Below are 21,831 nucleotides of genomic sequence, written 5' to 3' on the forward strand. Positions count from 1 at the left end.
AATTTACTAAATATAAAATCACTGTAAATAACTGACAAAAATTGTCATATATTTTTTCACTACAACATATCACACATCAAAAAAAATAAACCAAACTTATCAAAGTTTATATTTGTTTTTGTGAACAAATTCTCTTTAAAAATAACCAAATAGGTGACATTTTTTGTCAGTCACCTTTTAAAAATAAAAACTATGAGATATAAGAATTTTAGAAAATAATTTAATTAATGATAATAGGGGCATTTCCCAATTCATTGGATTGATCTGGCATGTTTTCATCATAAAAATGTGACATCACCTCTCCAATTTGATGAACACCAATCACTACAGCTTGCTGATATTGTTTTTGTTTAAGTTGTTGCACGATAGAATCACAAATCTGTTGCCAGACCTGATCATTAGTGGCATTTCTAATACCGCGGTCAAATATAATTTCTACTGTACGTTCACATAGGTTCAAATAAAGTAGTACTCCACTATTTAACGCGGTGTCCCAGACCCCGAGCTCTGCAAACAACTGTTGCGCTCTCAATCTGGTATTTTGCCGATAGGCCTGTGAACATGGAATGTGGCCTTCAATTACTACTTGTATTTCGCCCACATGTCCATGTTCTGCCTGCTGTACAGCATCAGCAATTGTTTGTTTATCTTGTTTTGAAAAATATCGACTGCTGGCTGGCAAGTAACAAAAATGTTTAAACCAACGTTTTAAGCTTGGCTCTACAGATTCCTCAATTTTAGGTTGAGTAATAATTTGTGTTGTTTCTGATGTTGTTACCATGAGCCTGAAGCACCTCCACCGCCAAAACGACCTCCACCGCCGCCATAGCCTCCGCCTCCACCGCCGAAGCCACCACCACGCCCTCCTCCGCCTGCACCACTCAGAATAACCTGTAAAATAAGCTGGGCAATTGAGGTAATGAGTAAAAAGAAGATTCCAAAACCAAGTAGTAAGCTAGTTACTAGTCCGGCCCCATTTACAAAGCCTGCCACTGCCGCAGCAACACCCGCAGTAGATGCACTAAGAGGTCGCCCTACAATAAATGACCCTACAATTCCGGCAACAAGAATAAATAGAGCCATTGTGAGGGTTGTTTGTTTGGCTTGTTGCTCTTCTGCGGCTTGGTGTTGCCGTTCCTTTAAATCTTGAGCAGCTTGCTGAGCGACTTCGGGATCAAGATTAAGAATTCTTCCAATTTCATCAAGACCTGCATTTAAACCTTGCGCATATTGGGCTTGTTTAAAATAGGGTGTGATTTGGTTTCGAATAATTCGACTCGAGACAATATCTGGTAATACGCCCTCTAAGCCATATCCGGTTAAAATTTGTATACGGCGGTCATTTACCGCAACCGCAATGAGCAATCCATTATCGCGCTTCGCTGAACCAAGTTGCCATTTTTCACCTACACGCAATGCATAATCAAAGATATCTTCTTGTCCTGTTGTAGGAACAATAACAATACCGATTTGTGCTTTGCCTTGTTGATATAAACTTAGAATTTTTTGGTCGAGCTGCTGCTTCTCTGCCTCGCTTAATATATTTGCTTGATCAATAACAGGCTGATTTAAGGTTGGCAAACCACGAATCGATTCACCATCTGCCATGTCGTTGGTGACTTGCGCTTGGGGAGCTACGCCAGAAGCAGACTGCTCACTTTGAGAAGCGGAAGCTTGAGCCTGCTGCTTCTGAATAATTTTGCCCGCTACAATGGTGTCAGTTTCATCAGTAGCAGTTGCAATATTAGTTTCACTCCATGCTGCATTCTGAAAAAGAACACCGCAACAGAGCAAAATTAAGGTAATAACAAATACCTTAATTTGCTTAAGCTGAAGCAATATATTATTTCTCATGCAGCACTCCTTTGATTCTTAAAATTAATCAAAAGAAACTTTTGGTGCCTGCTGTGCAGATGCTTCTGCAGAGAAATTGGCTTTTGGATGCATACCAATTACTTTTGCAGTCACTGCTTGCGGGAACTGGCGTACATATCCGTTGTAGTCTTGCACTGTTGTAATATAACGATTACGAGCTACAGCAATACGGTTTTCTGTTCCTTCAAGTTGAACTTGCAGTTCTTGGAATTGGGTATTGGCTTTTAAATCTGGATAATTTTCAGAAACAGCAATCAGACGAGATAAAGCCCCTGTTAATTGACTTTGAGCCTGTTGGTATTTTTCAAGTAAAGCCGGATCTTCTAGAACTTCTTTATCAACCTTCAAACCAGCAACATTCGAACGTGCCTGTGTAACCTCGGTTAATACTTGTTCTTCATGTTTAGCATAACCTTTTACAACATTTACAAGGTTTGGTACTAAATCTGATCGACGTTGGTACTGGTTTTGAACTTCAGACCAAGCTGCCGTTACGGCTTCATCTTTTACTTGTAAAGTGTTATAGCCACACCCTGAAAACAATAAGGTACTGGCAAGTGTCGTCGCGATCGCGAGTTGTTTAAATGTTTTCATCGTCACATTATCCTCAAGTTTTTCTTTATATTTTTAACCTCTTTCCTAGATTGTATGATGATTTTGGCATTATTGTGTTGCTTTTATTTTATTGATTTAAAAACCGGATTTTTCAATCCGGTTATTTATTAACTTAATAGTTGGTCTTTTTCTTGTTGAAAACTTGCCATTCGATATTCATCTGCTAAAGAACTTTTCCAGTAATCGACCATACGGCCATAATCCTTTTGACTTGGATGAAAATCTTTTTTGTAATATGCGAAATATTCGGGCATGAGCTGAACAAGCATTTTAACCAGCAAATATAAACCAAATAAATTACCTCCAATTTTAGGTAAGCTATTCCATTTATCTTGCCAAAATAAGCGGGTTGTTCCATAAAAAGCAATACTGGCAAATCCTGTTGTGACACTACGCATGAGTAAGCGACGAATACGATCATCCCCATACACATGCTGATAGACATCGAACGCCACTGAACGGTGCTCAATTTCTTCAATCGCATGCCATACCCAAAGTTTTAGTGCATCTTGATCTAACGTTTTTAATAACTCTGGGTGCTGTAAAACATATCCCCCAAGTAGAGCAGTAAAATGTTCAAAAGCACAGGTAAGGGCCAATTGCAGTTTAGGAGGAATCGTTCTTAAATATTTATCACGCTGATTTAGCCAGTTTTGAAAGCTGTCCAGATTATAATCATCACGCCGCCAAGCTTCATTAAACTCACCATGCGCTTTAGAATGCATTGCCTCTTGTCCAATAAAAGCGGCAATTTGAGCCTGTAATTGTGGATCGGAAACCTTATCACGTACATTGCGCACGCTATTTACAAAAAATTGCTCTCCTACAGGAAAAGTTGAGGAAAGTGCAGTTAAAAAGTGAGACATAAGAGGAGAATTCGCAAAATAGTGCCGCTTGATCGCCTTAGGATTAAATTCAAGGCGACGCACAGTAATACCCAACGCTTTTCGACGATTTAAATATGATTTTTCTGCCGTCATACCTGCGATGTTCATATTCAACACCTATTGTATTGAAGAAGGAAGCTTTGAGTATGTCGCGAGCTTGGAAGGCTAAAAAGGGCAAAAAAGCTTATTATATTTGCCAAAAATGTCAAAGTGACTAGCGGTAAAAATAAAGCCTGCATCAAGCAGGCTTTATTAAAAACTTTAAAAATAATTTTTTAGATTAAACACCGAGGTAGTCTAGAATGCCTTCAGCAGCTTGGCGGCCTTCCCAGATTGCAGTCACGACAAGGTCTGAACCACGCACCATATCACCACCAGCAAAGATTTTCGGGTTTGATGTCTGGAATTTGAATTCTTGCTTTTCAGCTGCGACAACACGGCCCGAACCATCAAGATTAATATTCACGTTACCAAACCAGTCAGATGGGCTTGGGCGGAAACCAAATGCAAGTAAAACAGCATCAGCCGGTAAAATTTCTTCAGAACCTGGAACTGGTTCAGGGCTACGACGGCCACGACTATCTGGTGCACCCATTTGAGTCGTTACGACTTTAACGCCTGTCACTTTGCCACTTTCGCCTACGATTTCGATCGGTTGACGATTGAATAAGAATTTCACACCTTCTTCATAGGCATTTTTTACTTCACGTGCAGATCCTGGCATGTTGCTTTCATCACGACGGTATGCACACGTTACATCATGAGCGCCTTGACGTAATGAAGTACGGTTACAGTCCATCGCAGTGTCGCCACCGCCAAGTACAATCACTTTTTTACCATCTAAGCTAATGTACTCGCTTGGGTCTTTTTCCCAACCTTGGCAACGATTTACGTTAGAGATCAAGAAATCAAGTGCATCATAAACACCTGCAAGATCTTCACCTGGGAAGCCACCCTTCATGTAGGTATAAGTTCCCATACCCATGAATACAGCATCATATTCTGTAAGTAATTCATCAATGGTGACATCTGTACCAATTTCAGTATTTAAACGGAATTCGATGCCCATACCCGTGAAAATTTCACGACGGCGTTTCATTACATCTTTTTCCATTTTAAATTCTGGAATACCGAATGTAAGTAAGCCACCAATTTCAGGACGCTTATCGAATACAACTGGCTTAACACCACCACGAGCTAAAATATCTGCGCAACCTAGGCCTGCCGGACCGGCACCAATGATTGCAACTTTTTTGTCAGTCCATTTCACGCCTGACATATCTGGACGCCAGCCTAAAGCGAAGGCTGTGTCGTTAATATATTTTTCAGCATTACCAATAGTCACTGCACCAAAACCATCATTTAAGGTACAAGCACCTTCACATAAACGGTCTTGTGGACATACGCGACCACATACCTCAGGTAATGTGTTCGTTTGATGGCAAAGCTCAGCAGCTTGGAAAATTTGGCCTTCAGCGATTAATTTTAACCAGTTTGGAATGTAGTTATGTACAGGACATTTCCATTCGCAATATGGGTTACCACAACCTAAACAACGGTGAGTCTGATTAGCGACAGTTTCCGATGTAAAAGGTTTATAAATTTCCACAAATTCTGCTTTGCGGACAGTAATATCTTTTTTCTCTGGATCTTGGCGTGCTACATCCAGAAATTGAAAGTCATTATTTAGGCGTTCTGCCATGTCTCTCTCCGTGGGTAGGCGCGGATTTCACTGTTGCCCGCACCTGCCTATGTCGTTGCAGTCGTGGAATTATTGTGGATCAGCTTGTGTTGTTTTCAAAAGCGTTTGCAAATTAGCAGCCTTTGGTTTCACAAGCCAGAATTTACGGCTGTAGAAATCGAACTCATTGCGGATTTTATAAGCCCAAGCACTACCTGTTTCTTTGATATGCTCATCGATAATACGCAACAAGAACTCTTTATGATCTTCCATAGATTCTGTTGAAATACGATTTAAATCAATCAATTCGTGGTTGTAGTAATCTACAAAGTCATTATCAAGGTCAAGTACATAAGCAAAACCACCAGTCATGCCTGCACCAAAGTTATGGCCTACTTTACCAAGTACAGTCACAACACCACCTGTCATATATTCACAGCAGTGATCACCAGCACCTTCAATTACAGCAAATGCACCAGAGTTACGAACTGCAAAACGCTCACCCGCTGTACCCGCTGCAAAAAGCTTACCACCAGTTGCACCATACAAACAGGTATTACCAATAATTGCTGTGTTCTGTGTTTGGAAAGGCGAACCTTGTGGTGGGAAGATTGAGATACGACCGCCTGCCATACCTTTACCCACATAGTCGTTTGCATCACCTTCAAGACGGATGTGTAAACCACCAGCGTTCCATACACCAAGCGACTGACCAGCAGTACCAGTTAAGTTCATGACTACAGGATGCACTTCCATGCCTAAGTTGCCGTAGCGACGAGCAATTTCACCTGACACACGAGCACCGATCGAACGGTCACAGTTCACAACTTTGAAGTTGAACTGACCGCCTGCACTTGATTCAATTGCAGGAAGCATTTCTTCAACCATTTTCTCAGCCAATACACCTTTATCAAATGGTGCATTACCTTGTACTTCACAGTACTGTGCTTTACCGTCAGCAGATGGATGAGAAGTTAACAATGCACTTAAATCAAGATGAGCATGTTTTTCAGTTTCACCCGGTAATACTTCAAGTAAATCAACACGACCAATTAAGTCTTTCAATGAAGAAACACCTAAAGCTGCCAACCATTCACGCGTTTCTTCAGCAATAAAGTGGAAGAAGTTGATCAGCATTTCTGGCTCGCCAATATAGTGCTCTTGACGTAAGTGGTCTTGTTGAGTTGCAACACCGGTTGCACAGTTGTTCAAGTGACAAATACGTAGATATTTACAACCTAAAGCAATCATTGGTGTTGAGCCGAAACCAAAGCTCTCAGCGCCTAAAATTGCTGCCTTGATCACATCAAGACCAGTTTTTAAACCACCATCAGTTTGTACGCGTACTTTGCCACGTAAGTCATTCACGCGAAGTGCTTGATGCGCCTCGCTGAGACCTAATTCCCATGGAGAACCCGCATGGTGAATTGATGAAAGTGGAGATGCTGCTGTACCACCGTCATAACCAGAAATGGTAATGAAGTCTGCATATGCCTTAGCAACACCTGCGGCAATTGTACCCACACCCGGCTCAGATACCAGCTTTACTGACACCATTGCTTTCGGGTTAACTTGTTTCAAGTCAAAAATTAACTGAGACAAATCTTCAATTGAGTAAATATCGTGATGTGGTGGAGGTGAAATCAGCGTTACACCTGGTACAGAGTAACGTAAACGTGCAATTAAGCCATTTACTTTACCGCCCGGTAACTGACCGCCTTCACCTGGTTTTGCACCTTGAGCAACTTTAATTTGCAATACTTCAGCAGAAGTTAAGTAAGCAGGTGTTACACCAAAACGACCAGATGCGATCTGTTTGATTTTCGAGTTACGAATTGTGCCGTAGCGAACAGGATCTTCACCACCCTCACCAGAGTTTGAACGACCACCAATCGTATTCATCGCAATTGCAATTGCTTCATGTGCTTCTGGAGAAAGAGCACCTAAAGACATACCTGCCGAGTCAAAACGAGGCAAGATATCTGCAACTGACTCTACTTGGTCAACTGGAATCGAATTCGTTGTTTTTAACTTGAATAAGTCACGAATGGTTGCAACCGGACGGTTGTTAACCAACTCAGCATATACTTTAAAGTCTTCATACTTACCAGAGCGAACAGCCGTATGTAATGAGTTAATCACGTCTGGGTTGAACGCATGGTACTCTTTATCAAATACGAATTTAAGCAAACCACCCTGATCAATCGGTTTACGATTTGACCAAGCTGTAGCAGCTAATTTTTTCTGGTCTTTTTCAAGGTCAGCAAATGTTGCGCCCTGAATACGACTTGGAACACCTAAGAAACACTGATCTACCACTTCAGATGACAAACCAACTGCTTCAAAAAGCTGACCGCCACGATACGAAGCAACCGTAGAGATACCCATTTTTGAAAGAACTTTTAATAGGCCTTTCTCAATCCCTTTACGGAAGTTCGCTTGCGCATGGATTGGATCACCTAAAAGCTCACCTTTAGCAATCAAATCATTGATCACGTCATATGCTAGGTATGGGTAAACTGCGGTTGCACCGAAACCAAGTAATACCGCAAATTGGTGCGGATCACGTGCAAAACCAGTTTCAACCATGATGTTAGCATCAGTACGTAAACCAGTTTTAATGAGGTAATGGTGTACCGCACCTGTTGCAAGTGCTGCATTTGCAGGCAAGAAACCTTGGCGAATATTTTTATCAGTTAAAACAATTAAAGTTTTACCATCACGAACGGCTTGTGCTGCTTCTTCACAAATACGTGTAATCGCCGCTTGCAAACCTTCTTCTTCAGCATAGTTCAAATTGATGTCAACAGACTCATAGCCTGCACGATCAATACTACGGATTTGCTGTATTTTTGAGTTAGATAGAACAGGGCTCGAAATAATGATTCGATCTGCGTGCTCTGGACCTTGCTCAAATACATTCTGCTCACGACCTAAACAGGTTTCGAGCGACATTACAATCGATTCACGTAGCGGATCAATTGGAGGGTTAGTCACCTGTGCAAATTGTTGACGGAAATAATCAGTCACATGACGTACTTGACGAGACAATACAGCCATTGGCGTATCATCACCCATAGAACCTACAGCTTCCTGACCACTTTCAGCAATTGGACGCAATAACTGGTCACGCTCTTCAAATGTCACCATAAACATTTTTTGAGCTGCTTTTAAAGCATCGCCAGTTAAACCTTGATCAACTAATTGTTCTTCAAGTTCAGGATTAGCCTTTAAGCGAATTGCATGATCACGCAACCATTCACGGTACGGACGCATATTTTTAAGATGTGTATTTACATCTTTTGTATCAAGTACTTTGCCCGTTAAGGTATCAACTACCAAAATTTGGCCTGGTCCAACACGACCTTTAGAAACCACGTCTTCAGGTTCATAGCCCCAAACACCAATTTCTGATGCTAAGGTAATGTAATCATTTTTAGTAATTACCCAACGTGCAGGACGTAAACCATTACGGTCAAGCATACAGATTGCATGACGACCATCTTGAATTACCAAGCCCGCAGGACCATCCCAAGCTTCCATGTGCTTAGAGTTGAACTCATAGAATGCACGTAAGTCCGCATCTAAAGTCTCTACGTTTTGCCAAGCTGGTGGTACGAGCATACGTAACGCACGGAATAAATCCATACCGCCGCCGACCAAGATCTCAAGCATATTATCTAAGCTTGATGAGTCTGAACCAGTACGGTTCACCATCGGGTTAAGTTCAGTTAAGCCCGGCAACAATGGATTTTCAAATTTAGGAGTACGTGCTAATGACCAGTTACGGTTTGCTGTAATGGTGTTAATTTCACCATTATGAGCAAGATAACGGAAAGGCTGAGCCAACGGCCAACGTGGTAAAGTGTTGGTCGAGAAACGTTGATGGAACACGACGATGTGTGATTTTAAACGTTCGTCTGCCAAGTCCGTATAGAACTCAGCAATCGCAGCAGGCATCATCAAGCCTTTATAAGTGATCACTGTCGAACAAAGCGTAGTCACATAGAATAACGGATCTTTTTGTAATTGTTGTTCCGCACGGCGACGCGCCAAAAATAGCTTACGGTTGAACTCAACTTCGGTTACACCCATTGGACAGTTCACAATGACCTGTTCAAAAGCAGGTAAAGATTGAAGTGCAATTTCACCTAGTGCATCGTTATTTGTAGGCACAACGCGCCAAGCCAGTACGCGTAAGCCTTCTGCTTCAATTTCTTTATTTAAAATATTTTTAGAATGTTGCGCTAATGCCGGATCAATATTTAGAAATACCGTACCCACAGCAAAAACTTCGCTCAGTGTAATATCACTCAGTTTTTTTGCTTCATCACGAAAAAATTGCTTTGGCATCGCCAATAATAAGCCGCACCCATCTCCCGTCTTGCCATCTGCGGCAATACCACCACGGTGCGTCATGCAACTTAAACTGTGAATCGCGGTTTCTACAAGATGATGACTTGATTCACCCTTCATATGGGCAATCAGTCCAAAACCACAGTTATCCTTAAACTCATCAGGCTGATATAAACCTTGAGCGGGAGCTACAGTATTAGGCGATGGCATGTGCATAGCGTACCCTTCTTTCAATAAGGCTCTTTCGAGCGTCAAACAAACAACTTATTTCTGCGATATTGCCTACGGACGATAGTTAGCTCAATGTTTCGCAAAAAAAAATTTTGGGCTGATAAGCCAATATACGCTGTTCCATAAACGCGTACACTGGTTTTTGCTAGAAAAATGTTTTGACTTATTTCGCACTCTTTTAAAGCAGTTCGACCCCACGACTCTGCATAGACTTCACTCTTTAGAGCGCCAAAATAGTTAGCAGTACATTAATAAGCACAAGAATAAAGCAAAAACTATGCCAATATGAACTTTACAACTTAAGTGTTTATATTTATTAAAAATAGATCAGTTTTATTCAGGCTATCATTTTAATAAATGACCAAATATGCACCACACTTGGTCAAAGAGTATATGTATTTCTTATTATTGCACTATATTTGTGCAAATTATTCTTACCGTTAGTTCCCTCTTATGCCCTCATTTGTTGCATTTTTTGGAGGAGCTTCAGTTGCACGATTTTGTTGAGCCTTTTTAGCAGTATCAACAGCAGAATTAGACTGGTGTACATCTACAACATTTCCCTCTGCATCTCGACGAATAATAGTTGTCCGAGTTGTAGAGTTCGTTGCTGGAGCAGCCACTTTAGGTTGCGTACTGACAGCCCCATTTACACCTGTGCCCATGAGTAAAGACTCATCAATTTTTGGCAATGCAGCTGGACGTAAACGCACTTCATAAGTTTGGCTAACCCCACCTTTCATTTCATCCGCACCCAAGTCATTGACGAGTGGCACATAAGTCGAAAATTGTTGAGGTTGCGGCTTAATCGATTCAGGTAAATCAAGATTCAGTTGTGTTAACTGCTGAATTGCATCTTCAGAACGTTTAAATACACCATATGTCAAAACATATTGTTCAGATTGCTTATCGCCACTTAATCGGAAGTAGATAAATTTATTTCGGTCTGAACGATTCTTTAAAAAGTTTTTAATAATATCTTCGTCAGATGCACGGAACAGCTCAAGCGTCCACTGTTTCTTGTTTTCGCTAATAAATTTTGTACCGCGGAACTCTGCCTCATGTTGACCAGATACAACCGTCCGAGTCGTTAAATCCAGAGGTCTAACTTCATCAGCTAAAGCACCTAAGTTAGCCGTTGTTGCTACTTTTTCTGGCTGAATTTGCACTGGTGTGTCTGAATCGGCTGCTTTTTCAACTTCGACAAGCTTCTTACTATCAGTCATTACCCAGAAAATAAAAGCCAGAAACAAGCAGACGATACCACCCACCAACCAGATATATTGTTGAACATTCTGCCAAAGTGTACGTGATACAGTCATGTGTTACCTTAATTTATTATCCGTGTTGATTTGCCAAAATAGCTTGTTTCATGAGTTCAACATCAAAGTCTTTAGTAATTACCGCTTGTCCAAGTTGCTTTAACAACACTAAACGTAATTGACCATTGAGGACTTTTTTATCATGTGCCATATATCCAAGGAATTCATCCAATGGAATTTTTGGACATGATATCGGCAAATTGGCGCGTTGAATAATTTTTTTTGTACGCTCTACATCATCGCTTGAAATCCAGCCTAAACGCTGTGATAAATCAGCTGCCATGACCATGCCGATAGCTACTGCTTCGCCATGCAACCAAGTACCATAACCAAGGTACGATTCTATAGCATGACCAAACGTATGACCTAGGTTGAGTAAAGCACGCTCGCCTTGCTCTTTTTCATCATTTGCAACAATACGGGCTTTATGAGCACATGAACGATAGACTGCTTCTGCTAAAAGATTAGCATCTCGACCAACTAATCCATCCATATTCTGCTCTAGCCAAACTAAAAAATCAGCATCACCTAGCAAGGCGTACTTAATGACTTCTGATAATCCAGCAGACAACTCTCGGTCAGGCAATGTATCGAGTTGGGCCATATCAGCTAAAACAACTTGAGGCTGCTGAAATGCGCCAAGCATATTCTTACCCAGTGGATGGTTAATTCCAGTTTTACCACCTACACTTGAATCTACCTGTGAAAGAAGTGTTGTCGGAACCTGAACAAAATATACACCACGCTGGAAACATGCTGAGGCAAAGCCAGCCATATCACCAATAACACCACCGCCTAAAGCTAAAACCGTACAGTCTCGGTTAAAACCAGCTTCAAGTAATGCATCAAAAATTAAATTTAAATGTTGAATGTCTTTATATTTTTCACCATCAGGCAAAATACAAGTAGCTATAGTTTTACCCAAACTTTTTAACGCTTCTTGATAATGAGATAAATATAAAGGAGCGACCGTTTCGTTACTCACGATCATGACCTGTTGACCATGAATATAGGGCTCAAGCAACTGTTTAGGATCAAGTTGACTGCCAATAAAAATAGGGTAACGGCGTTCGCCTAATTCAACATGTAAAGTTTGCATGAATTTATAAAACCACGAGTAAGTTTGGCTATATTAGCGTGTTAGACAAAATAAGTTGCAAAATCTTTTGAGCAAGATCACGAGCAGCGCCCTGATTGGTTTCAATCGTATAATGAGCAACTTCACGATATAAAGGATCACGTGTTTTTAACAAATCACGCAATTTTTGTTCAGGGTTTTCAACTTGTAATAGAGGTCTGTTTTTATCGCGATACGTTCGTTGTAATTGAAGTTCCACAGGAGTGTAGAGGTAAACAACAATACCGCGCTGCTTTAAAAACTCACGGTTTGGAGCTTGAGTGATAGCACCGCCCCCAGTTGCTAATACCAAGGCATTACGGGAAGTCAACTCATTCAAAACAATAGTTTCACGAGTACGAAATCCAATTTCCCCTTCTTTTTCGAAAATCCAAGGAATAGTAGCACCCGTTTTGCGCTCAATTTCATGATCACTATCTAAAAATTCACGCCCCAATAGTTCGGCTAAATGACGTCCAACGGTTGTTTTTCCTGCCCCCATGGGCCCTACCAAATAAATATTTGGCAGGGTTTCAAACGCTTTGCTTGGCAAGGCGCCACCTATTTCAATTGCTTTCATTGAAAAATATATTAATGATTTCTCACCAAAGTGTCATTAACAATTCGTGGCGTAACGAAAATCAGTAACTCTTGTTTATCATCAGATTTCACATCTTTTCTAAATAAACGGCCAACTACAGGGAGGTCTCCCAAGAAAGGAACTTTGGTTTGTGAGTTAGAAGTTGCCTGTTCAAATACCCCGCCCAAAATAACGGTTTCCCCATTATTCACCAATACATTGGTGTTAATCTGATTTTTATTCAAAATTAACTCGCCATTAGGAGCACTATCGGCAACCGAATCTTTTGAAATATCCAATTTCATTTGAATTTTACCGTCAGGTGTAATACTTGGCGTAACATCCAAACTTAACAATGCATCTTTAAAAGAAGTTGTGGCAGTTGAACCAGCAGCAGAATTAGTTGTGGTTTGATATGGAACTTGCTGGCCTGTTGCCACCCTAGCTCGTTGTTTATCCGCAGTCATGACTTTTGGTGTTGAAATCACTTCACCATAACCATCTGCCTGCAATGCTGACAACTCCAAATCCAACATAAAATCAGACATACTGATTAAGCTAAAAGCTATACTACTGGCTCCAGTTGATGTCACCCCCAAATCAACGTTTAAATTATCTGGCCGTTCAATCGTGTATTTACCTTCATCATCTGGTTCTCTTAAATTCCAAAGCGTCGTATCACTACCACCCACCAACAAACTATTATTACTATTCACCCCTTGCGATAATATTCCCCACTTAACGCCAAGTTCTTTGGTGAATGAAGTAGATGCTCTTACAATCCGCGCCTCAACCATGACCTGTTTGACTTGCACATCCAACAAATCAATCATTTTACGAATTTGATCAATCGACTGTGCTGTATCATTAATAATTAAGGTATTGGTTCGATCATCTTGAGTAATTGTTCCACGTGGACTCAACAAACTCCCTACGTTATTGCCTAAACTATCAACACCCGTATTTAAATTGGTTGAGGTTGAAGTTCCATCACCAGAAGTGCTTTGCATACCATTATTATTGTTTGAACCTTTTGTTACTAAGCTCATAATATCTTGAGCTCGCGCATATTTAAGTTGAATATACTCAGTTTGCAGTGGAGCCAGTTTGACACTCTGTGCCACAGCTTTTGCTTCTTCTTCTTCAGCCTTAATCAACTCTGCAACAGGCGCAATCCAAATGACATTACCATTTCTGCGTTTATCAAGATTTTTGGTCTTTAAAATAATATCAAGTGCTTGATCCCACGGTACATCTTTCAAACGCAAAGTAATATTGCCTTGTACACTGTCAGCCGCAACCATATTAATGCCAGTAAAATCGGCAAGTAACTGTAGAACCCTACGAACTTCAATATCTTGGAAATCAAGAGAAAGCTTATTACCAGAGTAATTAGGCGTCTTATATAAAGAAGTTACGTTTTTGTCTTGAGGACGCTTTAAGCTAATGGTGAGTTTATTTTCCGCCTGATAAGCCATATATTCATAGCTACCAGTAGATTGAATCGTAATAACACCATTGCCTTTATCATTATAAGATTCGATGGTAGAAACAGGAGTCGCAAAATCGTTCACATTTAAACGTTTAGCTAAATGAGTGGGAATTTTAGAGCCCAATGTCCTCACTACGACTTTGCTGCCTTGTTGTTGAACATCAACAGGAGTATTACTTCCCAATAAATCAATAACAATTAGCCCTTCACCTTGACCACCACGCTGAAAGCCTATATTTGAAACACCTTGGGGTTGAATCGTATTTGTTGATAAAGGTTTAATAGCTGCTTGAGCTGAATTAATCTTTAAAATAAAAGTATTGCCTTCTATGCGCGTTGTAAACGCGCCAGCCTCTTTTAAATTTACAGTTAAACGTGAGCGCTGATCGTCAGAACTTACATCGACCGAGCTCGCTTCATTAGTACCAATCGCCACTTTTGACTGTGTTAAAGTCTGCTGAGCTTTATTAAAATCCAAAATCAAACGCGAAGGATTTTCAAGTTGATATGCCTGTGGTTGCGGCGGTAAACCATTAAACATAACTCTAATTTCTGTACCCTGACCTGCAATTTGTGTCGGTACAATATTGGTCATGCTGACCTGTGCAGATGCAACCTGCATAACTGCAATGGCTACAGCCCCCATAGAAAACTGACGGAATACGTGATTCATTGTCTGACCATCCCCAATTAAATAATCTTTAAAAATACTTTTTCTTTGTTATTCCCTAAATTTTAGGGTGCGGGTCCAATTAACACTAAGGTTCTTGGTCTCTCCACATAGCCTTCGCGCCCATCAGGGACAATTTCTACTAGATCAATCTGGGTTGGACCAATATGGGTAATACGCCCTTGATTCATCCCGATATAGTTCCCCACCTGCACTCGCTCAATTTGCTGATCAGGTGATTGGATAAGAGCCAGTACTTGCCCACGGTTATTACGTATGCTTCCTTTCATGTTTAAGGATTCTAATGCATAACTTTCTAGAGGCTGAGGTGCACGTGAGAAATTCGGATATACCCGTTTTCCTGCCATAATTTTGAGCTCAGCAGCAAGTGAGCTTGGTAAAAATGGACTCTTTAGCTGATGAGCCGCATAATTAAACTGTGGCACAGGTGTGAAAACAGGTGCTGGATCTATCGGCTGTGGTGGCTGGTTACGTATATCTGCCATTTGCTGATTTACAGCGTCGATTCTCGAGTCACATCCGACTAAAACTAAACATGCCAAAATAGAAAAAGAAATTTGCTTAAGTTTCATTGTAATGCTCCTATTTCGACTGTGTATTAGCAGTAGAGGAAACAGGTGCTACTGAAGCCGAAGCGTTATTTTCCGGATATTCAGCATTTTCTACGGCGCCCATATAGCGATAAGTTTTTGCTTTAATAGAATAATTAAGTACAGGAATATCTGACTTACTATCTTTATTAACAGCTGCAGCTTCTACAACAAAGTCATGCATTGTCACAATACGTGGTAATGCCGCAATACTACTGACAAAAGCACCAAAAGCGTGATAATCGCCGGTTGCTTCCATCGTAATAGGCTGTTCAATAAAAATTTCCTGCTTCACTTCATCTTCTAAACGGATATTTTTAAACTTCAGGCCAGAATTCACCCCAGTTAAGTTAATATCTTCAACCAAGCTTGGAATTTCGGTTTCTTTTGGCAGTTGCTCTAACTGCTGATTAAAGTTTGCTTGCATCTCTTGAAGTTGAAGCTGATATTGCTGCAAGTTACGCAATTTTGAATCTTTTTCTCGAAATTCATTCAACAAATTACTTTCTTGTGCCTGTGCATTATCAATTGCTTGTAGCTTTGGCTGAATAACAACAAAATATCCCAAAGCCAACACAGCAAAGAAAATAAAAACCCAGCAAGTAATTTTTACAGATAATGGCCAGCTACCATAGCTGTTCATATCTAGTGTGTTAAATTGCTGAAGAAATTTTTCTAAAGTGATCTTTTTTTTCTTAGATGGAGCTTGTTCTAACGACAACTCATGAAGTTCATCCGGACTCATTTAACCGCCCCCTTATCCGTACTTACAGTCGTATTGGCGGTATCATCTGTTGTAGTCACCCCCACTTCGCCCAAATCAACAGTCACAACAAAACTGCCATAGCTATCTTCCACTCGAGGAAGCAGCGAACTCGCAGTCTTATCTTTTTTCTCTTCAGTCGCCAAGAAAGAGTTCATAAAAGCGTTGCGATACCATGGCGATGCTTCGAGATTACGTAATAACTCCGCAACCGTATTTGGACTTTCCGCTTTACCTTCAATAGTAAATTTATCTCCAGTTCGACTAAATTTGGTCAAATACATCGCAGCAGGAGTAACACGTACCAATTCATCTACCAAACGCACGACAACAGGGCGCTGACTTTGCAATCCCTGAATAAGTTTCATACGCTCGATAATAGCGTCACGTTGTTCTTGCAGACCATTTAAGGTTTTAAGCTGTTGATCTAGACTCTGGTTTGTACTGGTGATGAGTTGATTAGCTTGTTCTTGATCATTTAATTTTTGATTCAAATAAAACCACCCAGAAAATACAGTGGTGATCCCCAGAACAACTACCCCAAAACAGAAAATAAGAAATTGTTTTTTGCGCTGTTCCCTAAGCCCATCACGCCAAGGGAGTAAATTAATTGCTGCCATTAATCAAAACTCCTTAAAGCCAAGCCACATGCCACCATTAACGATGAGGCATCATTTTCAATTTTTTGAACGTCGACTTGAGGAGAAAAACCCATTTGTAAAAACGGATTGGCAATGGTTACACGGTAACCAAGTTTTTGCTGCAACAATTTAGCAAGCCCAGGAATATTGGCATTCCCACCAGCGAGTAAAATATGGTCAATTTCATTGAATTGTGATGAAGAGAAGAAAAATTGTAGAGATCTAGCTGCTTGCTGCACGACAGCATCAAGAAATGGCTCTAAGACTTCGATGTCATAATCATCTGGTAAAGAGCGCTCTTTTTTAGCCCGTCCCGCTTCTTCTAAAGACAAACCGTAACGGCTTTGAATTTCCAAAGTCAGCTGTTTACCACCGAAGACTTGTTCACGGGTATAAATGATTTTGCCATTTTGCATAACCGATAATGTCGTCATGGTATGGCCGATGTCTAAAATCCCAATGGTATTTGCACCCATGGGTAAACTATCAGCAAATACACTAAAAGCACGCTCGACAGCATAACTTTCTACATCTGCAAGCTTAGGAGTTAAGTCCACCAGTTCCAATACTTCTACTCGTGTTTCAACATTTTCTGTTCTTGTTGCAACTAAAAGTACATTCACACGGTTTGGATTAGGCAGTCGATCTGGTAAAACCTCAAAATCAAGGCTCACTTCATCCAAAGGGAACGGTATATACTGCTCCGCATCTAAACGAATCTGAACTTCTCGTTCATCATCATTCATATCTGCATCCATTTCGATGGTTTTATGAATAACCGTCGATGTTGGAACAGCAATTGCAGCGTTACTGGTTTGGGGATTTGCTAAATTCATCGCCCGTTCCAAAGCTTCCGCAACTGCCTCTGGATTCAAGATATTTTTTTCAACTACACTGTTCTCGGGTAAAGGCATCAAAGCATAGCTTTCTACCCAATATTTACCGTTCTTAACAGAGAGCTCTAACAACTTAACAGAAGTCGAACTAATATCGACACCCATTAACCCCTTATTCGGTTTACGATATAACCTGAGCACACTATTGTCCTATTATTTTTTTATCCCCAAAAAAAAATTACAAACTAATAATCTAGGTCTTTATTTTTACACGGATACAATATCTCATCTAACAATCCGCATGTCTAAAGGCTATACTGACCACAATTAGTTTGTATTCGATCTTATTAAAGCTTACTTATCATGAAAAAGCTATCCAGTTTGGGCTTCGTGCGTCCAATTTTTTTGATCATTATTATTATCTTAGTCTCACTTCCGATGGGCTTTTATGGCATGTATCTCTATATCGCCCCATCGCTCCCAGAAATGAGTTCACTAAAAAAAGCTCCGCTTTTAAAACCACTACAGGTCTACACATCAGATAATCAACTGATTGCCGAGTATGGTGGTAAGCTGTCTATTCCGGTTGAATACAAACAAATTCCTCCTGCTTTTATTCATGCATTTTTAGCAGCAGAAGACTCTTCTTTCTTTGAACATAGCGGGATCAGTTTTAAGGGGTTAGGGCGTGCTTTAAGTGAAAGTGTGACTGGTTCTGATGTCCAAACTGGTGGTTCAACCATCACCATGCAGGTTGCAAAGAACTATTATTTGAGTCCAGAAAGAACTTTAAAACGCAAAATAACCGAGATCTTTTTGGCTCGAAAAATTGAGCAAAATTTATCTAAAGAAGAAATTCTCAGTCTCTATGTAAATAAAATTTTCTTAGGAAAAAATGCCTACGGTATCGCCGCAGCAGCCAAAATTTATTACAACAAAAGTATTAATGAACTCAGCATTGCTCAAATGGCAATGATCGCAGGTTTACCAAAAGCGCCTTCTAAATACAACCCTGTGGTTAATCCAGAGCGTGCACTTGAAAGACGTAACTGGATTTTAGGTCGTATGTTGCAGCTGGGTTATATCTCTCAAGCAGAATATCAAAAAGCTGTAGCTGAACCGATCAACCTCAACATGCCCAATCGGGATTTAAATAATATTCACCCTTATGCAGGTGAAATGGTTCGTTCAGAACTCGTAAAACATTTTGGCGAACAAGCAATTGATTCTGGCTATAAAGTCTATACAACCATAGATTCTAAACGCCAAGCGATTGCAGAGAAATCTGTGCAAGATGGTCTTGAAGCTTATGACCGTCGTCATGGCTGGCGTGGCGCGGAAGCACACGACAAACCATTAAGTGAATTTAGAGCATATGCCAACACCTACCCTGCACAAGTCACCAAGGTAAATAGCAGCTCTTTTGAAGCATTAATGCAAGATGGCACAACAGTTACTGTACAGTGGTCCGGTATGTCATGGGCCCGTCCCTATCGCAATGCAAATAGTGTAGGTGGTGCTCCTTCCCGCGCATCTCAGATTGTTCAAGTTAAAGATATTGTTTGCTTACGTCCAAATGAGGCAAAAACGGCATGGTCTTTAATTCAGATTCCAAAAGTTCAAGGTCAGTTAATTGCAATCAATCCTAACGATGGCTCAATTGAAGCAATTGTAGGTGGTTATAATTTCTATCAATCGAAATTTAACCGTGCTTTGCAAGGCTGGCGCCAACCGGGTTCAACGATTAAACCTTTTGTCTATGCATTGGCACTAGAGCGCGGTATGACACCGTACAGTATGGTTAATGATAGCCCTATCACGATTGGTAAGTGGACACCGAGAAACTCAGACGGACGTTATTTAGGGATGATTCCATTACGCCGTGCGTTGTATTTATCTCGTAACACCGTATCTGTACGTCTTTTACAGACAGTCGGTATTGAACGTACTCGCCAGTTATTTATGGATTTTGGTTTACAAGAAGATCAAATTCCACGTAACTACACTATTGCCTTAGGTACTCCTCAAGTCTTGCCAATTCAAATGGCAACTGGATATTCGACTTTTGCCAATGGCGGCTATCGCATTCAACCACACTTTATTCAACGTATTGAAGATGCATACGGTAAAGTGATTTATGAAGCTAAGCCAGAATATGCATGTATTCCATGTATTAACGCACCTGAAACAACTGATGACGAGCAGAAAGTTACGACAACAGATGATGAAGTGATTGAAGTTACAAACAAAGATGTAGAGCAGAAAGAAAAGGCTGCTAAGCAACTTAATCTTAAACAGACTGATAAAGCGAACAGTGAATATCGTCAGGCACAGCGTATTTTAAAATCAAGTTCTGCTTATGACATGGCTAATATTTTACGAGACGTTATTGAACATGGTACAGGCCGTGCCGCGCTTAAAATTGGTCGTAATGACTTAGGCGGTAAAACAGGTACAACCAACGATGCAAAAGACGCATGGTTTGCTGGCTTCAACGGCAAGTTAGTTACTGTGACGTGGGTTGGATTTGACCAACCGACGACACTAGGTCGTCGTGAATATGGTGGTATTGCTGCATTACCGATCTGGATCAACTTTATGGGTCAAGCTTTGCAAGGTACACCATCAGCTTGGGTTAGCCTCGACAAAGATGCTCAAGCACCTATTTCACGTGACAAAAATCAAGCGGTAGTAGAAGTTAGCGATAAGAAAACCTATCGCGCGGCTCCACCATTGGCTCGTCCGTTATATCGCCCAGCACCACCGCAACCGAAGCTCAACAATAATAATGACTTTGCCGATTTACCTGGCGAAGAAATTGTTATTCCATCAAAAGCTGCGCCTCCTGCTATGAAACCTTCGCAGGAACCCACGCCTAAGCGAGAAAAAGATGAACTAGAAAATCTGATTAATCAGATTGAATAAATAATAAAAAGCCATCTAACGATGGCTTTTTTTTGCGCTTTAAAAATAGTCTATTAGCTAGCTTCTTTATTACGCTTCTGAAAGACATAAATTTGAAAAGAAGCCATTAATTCTAATTGCGACTGCTGCTCTAACTGCAAACGACGTTCGGGAGAAGCTTTATAAGCATAAGGCGTCATAGCAATTAGATTTTTTAAGGCTTGTTGATCAAGCACAAAGGGGGCATCAATAATTTGCTCTTGCTTTAGCTCAAACAAATCTTGCAACTGCTCTACAAACTTTTCTGGCGTGTGAGGATTAACTTGTTCAAATAAAGCTTCACGCATTGCATATAAATGTTCAAAGGCAGGCGTGACAACAATTAAATAGCCATCATCTTTTAAAACACGCGCAATTTCTGCTTGTGGAATTGGGCTAAACAAACTGGTACATGCATCCATGCTTTGATCAAGCACAGGTAAAGTCGCACCAGTTCCAACGACCCAAGTCACTTCAGCATTGAGCTTTGCTGCACGCTGCACCGCATTTTTTGCAATATCAACACCAACACATTGCTCAACCACTTGCTGCATGGCACTTGTGTAATAGCCTTCACCACACCCAATATCAAGTACAGTTTTTACATCGAGTTGTTTTAATAAAGCGACTACAGCATGTTGTAAGGGTTGGTAATAACCACCTTGTAAAAAAGCTCGTCTCGCATCGACTGACTCTGGCGTATCTCCGGGGTTTTTACTGTGTTTATGTTGCACAACATGTAAATTGACATAACCTTGTTTAGCCACATCATAACTATGCCCCAGCTCACATCGCCAAGTTTTTTCATTTAAATCCAGAGATTGACGACACACAGGACACATTAAAATTTGCTTAGTCACTTTTAATTATTCTCTTGTTCTTTTTGTTGTAAATAAGTCTTTGCGTGCATTCCCACAAATGTACGCCCCGCATTTGTTCCGTTAATCCATTCGTCCACCTGAAATAAATCAAATAGACCAACCTTGACTAAAGTTGGAATTGCGATCTTTAATTTCTCTTCAATCTGTCCTCTTTGCCCTGCATTATATAATTCAATATTATGCAACATTGTAGCGACAGTTCCTGTTTGTACCTGACTTCCATCTTTAAGTACGACCTGAGGTAACACCTCACCCTCACCAACCACTTTTTGATTAATTACAGATAATTGGTCTAGACCAGCAACTTTTGTCATTCATCTCTCCAATAAA

General features: G+C 40.6%; 17 protein-coding genes. 1 reads left to right on the forward strand and 16 read right to left on the reverse strand.

Going from position 1 to position 21,831, the window contains the following annotated elements; all coding sequences use genetic code 11:
* Nucleotides 1–220 precede the first annotated feature (220 nt).
* From F936_RS00845 to F936_RS00910, 14 genes are all read right to left on the reverse strand, one after another.
* Nucleotides 221–781 carry a TPM domain-containing protein gene (locus F936_RS00845; RefSeq protein ID WP_005044019.1) on the reverse strand — a complete coding sequence of 187 codons (561 nt, stop codon included), beginning with the start codon at nt 779–781 and terminating at the stop codon, nt 221–223.
* A complete protein-coding gene (locus F936_RS00850) occupies nt 775–1,854 on the reverse strand; it encodes a TPM domain-containing protein (RefSeq protein WP_005044020.1) in 1,080 nt (359 codons plus the stop codon). Before F936_RS00850 ends, F936_RS00845 begins: the two co-directional genes overlap by 7 nt.
* A gap of 24 nt (nt 1,855–1,878) precedes the next feature.
* Nucleotides 1,879–2,469: a LemA family protein gene (locus F936_RS00855; protein ID WP_005044023.1), complete on the reverse strand. Its 591-nt coding sequence runs from the start codon at nt 2,467–2,469 to the stop codon at nt 1,879–1,881.
* A gap of 128 nt (nt 2,470–2,597) precedes the next feature.
* Nucleotides 2,598–3,485, reverse strand: coding sequence for a metal-dependent hydrolase (locus F936_RS00860; protein WP_005044026.1), 888 nt, complete (start codon nt 3,483–3,485; stop codon nt 2,598–2,600).
* A gap of 172 nt (nt 3,486–3,657) precedes the next feature.
* A complete protein-coding gene (locus F936_RS00865; protein ID WP_005044027.1) occupies nt 3,658–5,079 on the reverse strand; it encodes a glutamate synthase subunit beta in 1,422 nt (473 codons plus the stop codon).
* 69 nt (nt 5,080–5,148) lie between these two features.
* Entirely contained in the window at nt 5,149–9,624 is a 4,476-nt protein-coding gene (gene gltB / locus F936_RS00870; RefSeq protein WP_171066144.1) for a glutamate synthase large subunit, read from the reverse strand.
* A 461-nt stretch (nt 9,625–10,085) separates the two neighbouring features.
* On the reverse strand, nt 10,086–10,967 hold the full coding sequence (locus F936_RS00875; RefSeq protein ID WP_005044032.1) for a hypothetical protein: 882 nt from the start codon (nt 10,965–10,967) through the stop codon (nt 10,086–10,088).
* 16 nt (nt 10,968–10,983) lie between these two features.
* Nucleotides 10,984–12,066: a 3-dehydroquinate synthase gene (aroB, locus tag F936_RS00880; protein ID WP_005044033.1), complete on the reverse strand. Its 1,083-nt coding sequence runs from the start codon at nt 12,064–12,066 to the stop codon at nt 10,984–10,986.
* A 28-nt stretch (nt 12,067–12,094) separates the two neighbouring features.
* Nucleotides 12,095–12,664 carry a shikimate kinase AroK gene (gene aroK / locus F936_RS00885; RefSeq protein ID WP_003653807.1) on the reverse strand — a complete coding sequence of 190 codons (570 nt, stop codon included), beginning with the start codon at nt 12,662–12,664 and terminating at the stop codon, nt 12,095–12,097.
* A gap of 11 nt (nt 12,665–12,675) precedes the next feature.
* Entirely contained in the window at nt 12,676–14,829 is a 2,154-nt protein-coding gene (gene pilQ, locus F936_RS00890) for a type IV pilus secretin PilQ (RefSeq protein WP_005044037.1), read from the reverse strand.
* A 62-nt stretch (nt 14,830–14,891) separates the two neighbouring features.
* Complete coding sequence (locus F936_RS00895; protein ID WP_003653811.1) at nt 14,892–15,419, reverse strand: pilus assembly protein PilP; 528 nt, start codon at nt 15,417–15,419, stop codon at nt 14,892–14,894.
* Nucleotides 15,420–15,429: 10 nt separating this feature from the next.
* The gene (locus tag F936_RS00900; RefSeq protein ID WP_005044038.1) at nt 15,430–16,182 is read right to left on the reverse strand and encodes a type IV pilus inner membrane component PilO; all 753 of its coding nucleotides are present in this window, start codon (nt 16,180–16,182) and stop codon (nt 15,430–15,432) included.
* Nucleotides 16,179–16,820 carry a PilN domain-containing protein gene (locus F936_RS00905; RefSeq protein WP_005044040.1) on the reverse strand — a complete coding sequence of 214 codons (642 nt, stop codon included), beginning with the start codon at nt 16,818–16,820 and terminating at the stop codon, nt 16,179–16,181. Before F936_RS00905 ends, F936_RS00900 begins: the two co-directional genes overlap by 4 nt.
* Nucleotides 16,820–17,878, reverse strand: coding sequence for a pilus assembly protein PilM (locus F936_RS00910; protein WP_005044043.1), 1,059 nt, complete (start codon nt 17,876–17,878; stop codon nt 16,820–16,822). Before F936_RS00910 ends, F936_RS00905 begins: the two co-directional genes overlap by 1 nt.
* 162 nt (nt 17,879–18,040) lie before the next feature.
* Here F936_RS00910 and ponA point away from each other — a divergent pair, with 162 nt between their 5' ends.
* Nucleotides 18,041–20,602, forward strand: coding sequence for a penicillin-binding protein PBP1a (gene ponA / locus F936_RS00915; RefSeq protein WP_005044045.1), 2,562 nt, complete (start codon nt 18,041–18,043; stop codon nt 20,600–20,602).
* Between the two features lie 53 nt (nt 20,603–20,655).
* Here the strand turns inward: ponA and F936_RS00920 are convergent, their stop codons facing one another.
* The gene (locus F936_RS00920; RefSeq protein ID WP_005044048.1) at nt 20,656–21,480 is read right to left on the reverse strand and encodes a putative RNA methyltransferase; all 825 of its coding nucleotides are present in this window, start codon (nt 21,478–21,480) and stop codon (nt 20,656–20,658) included.
* Nucleotides 21,481–21,482: 2 nt separating this feature from the next.
* Nucleotides 21,483–21,815, reverse strand: a complete 333-nt coding sequence (locus F936_RS00925) for a DUF7709 family protein (RefSeq protein ID WP_005044051.1) — start codon at nt 21,813–21,815, stop codon at nt 21,483–21,485.
* Nucleotides 21,816–21,831 lie beyond the last annotated feature (16 nt).

The organism is Acinetobacter calcoaceticus DSM 30006 = CIP 81.8 (assembly GCF_000368965.1).
Taxonomy (GTDB): Bacteria; Pseudomonadota; Gammaproteobacteria; order Pseudomonadales; family Moraxellaceae; genus Acinetobacter; species Acinetobacter calcoaceticus.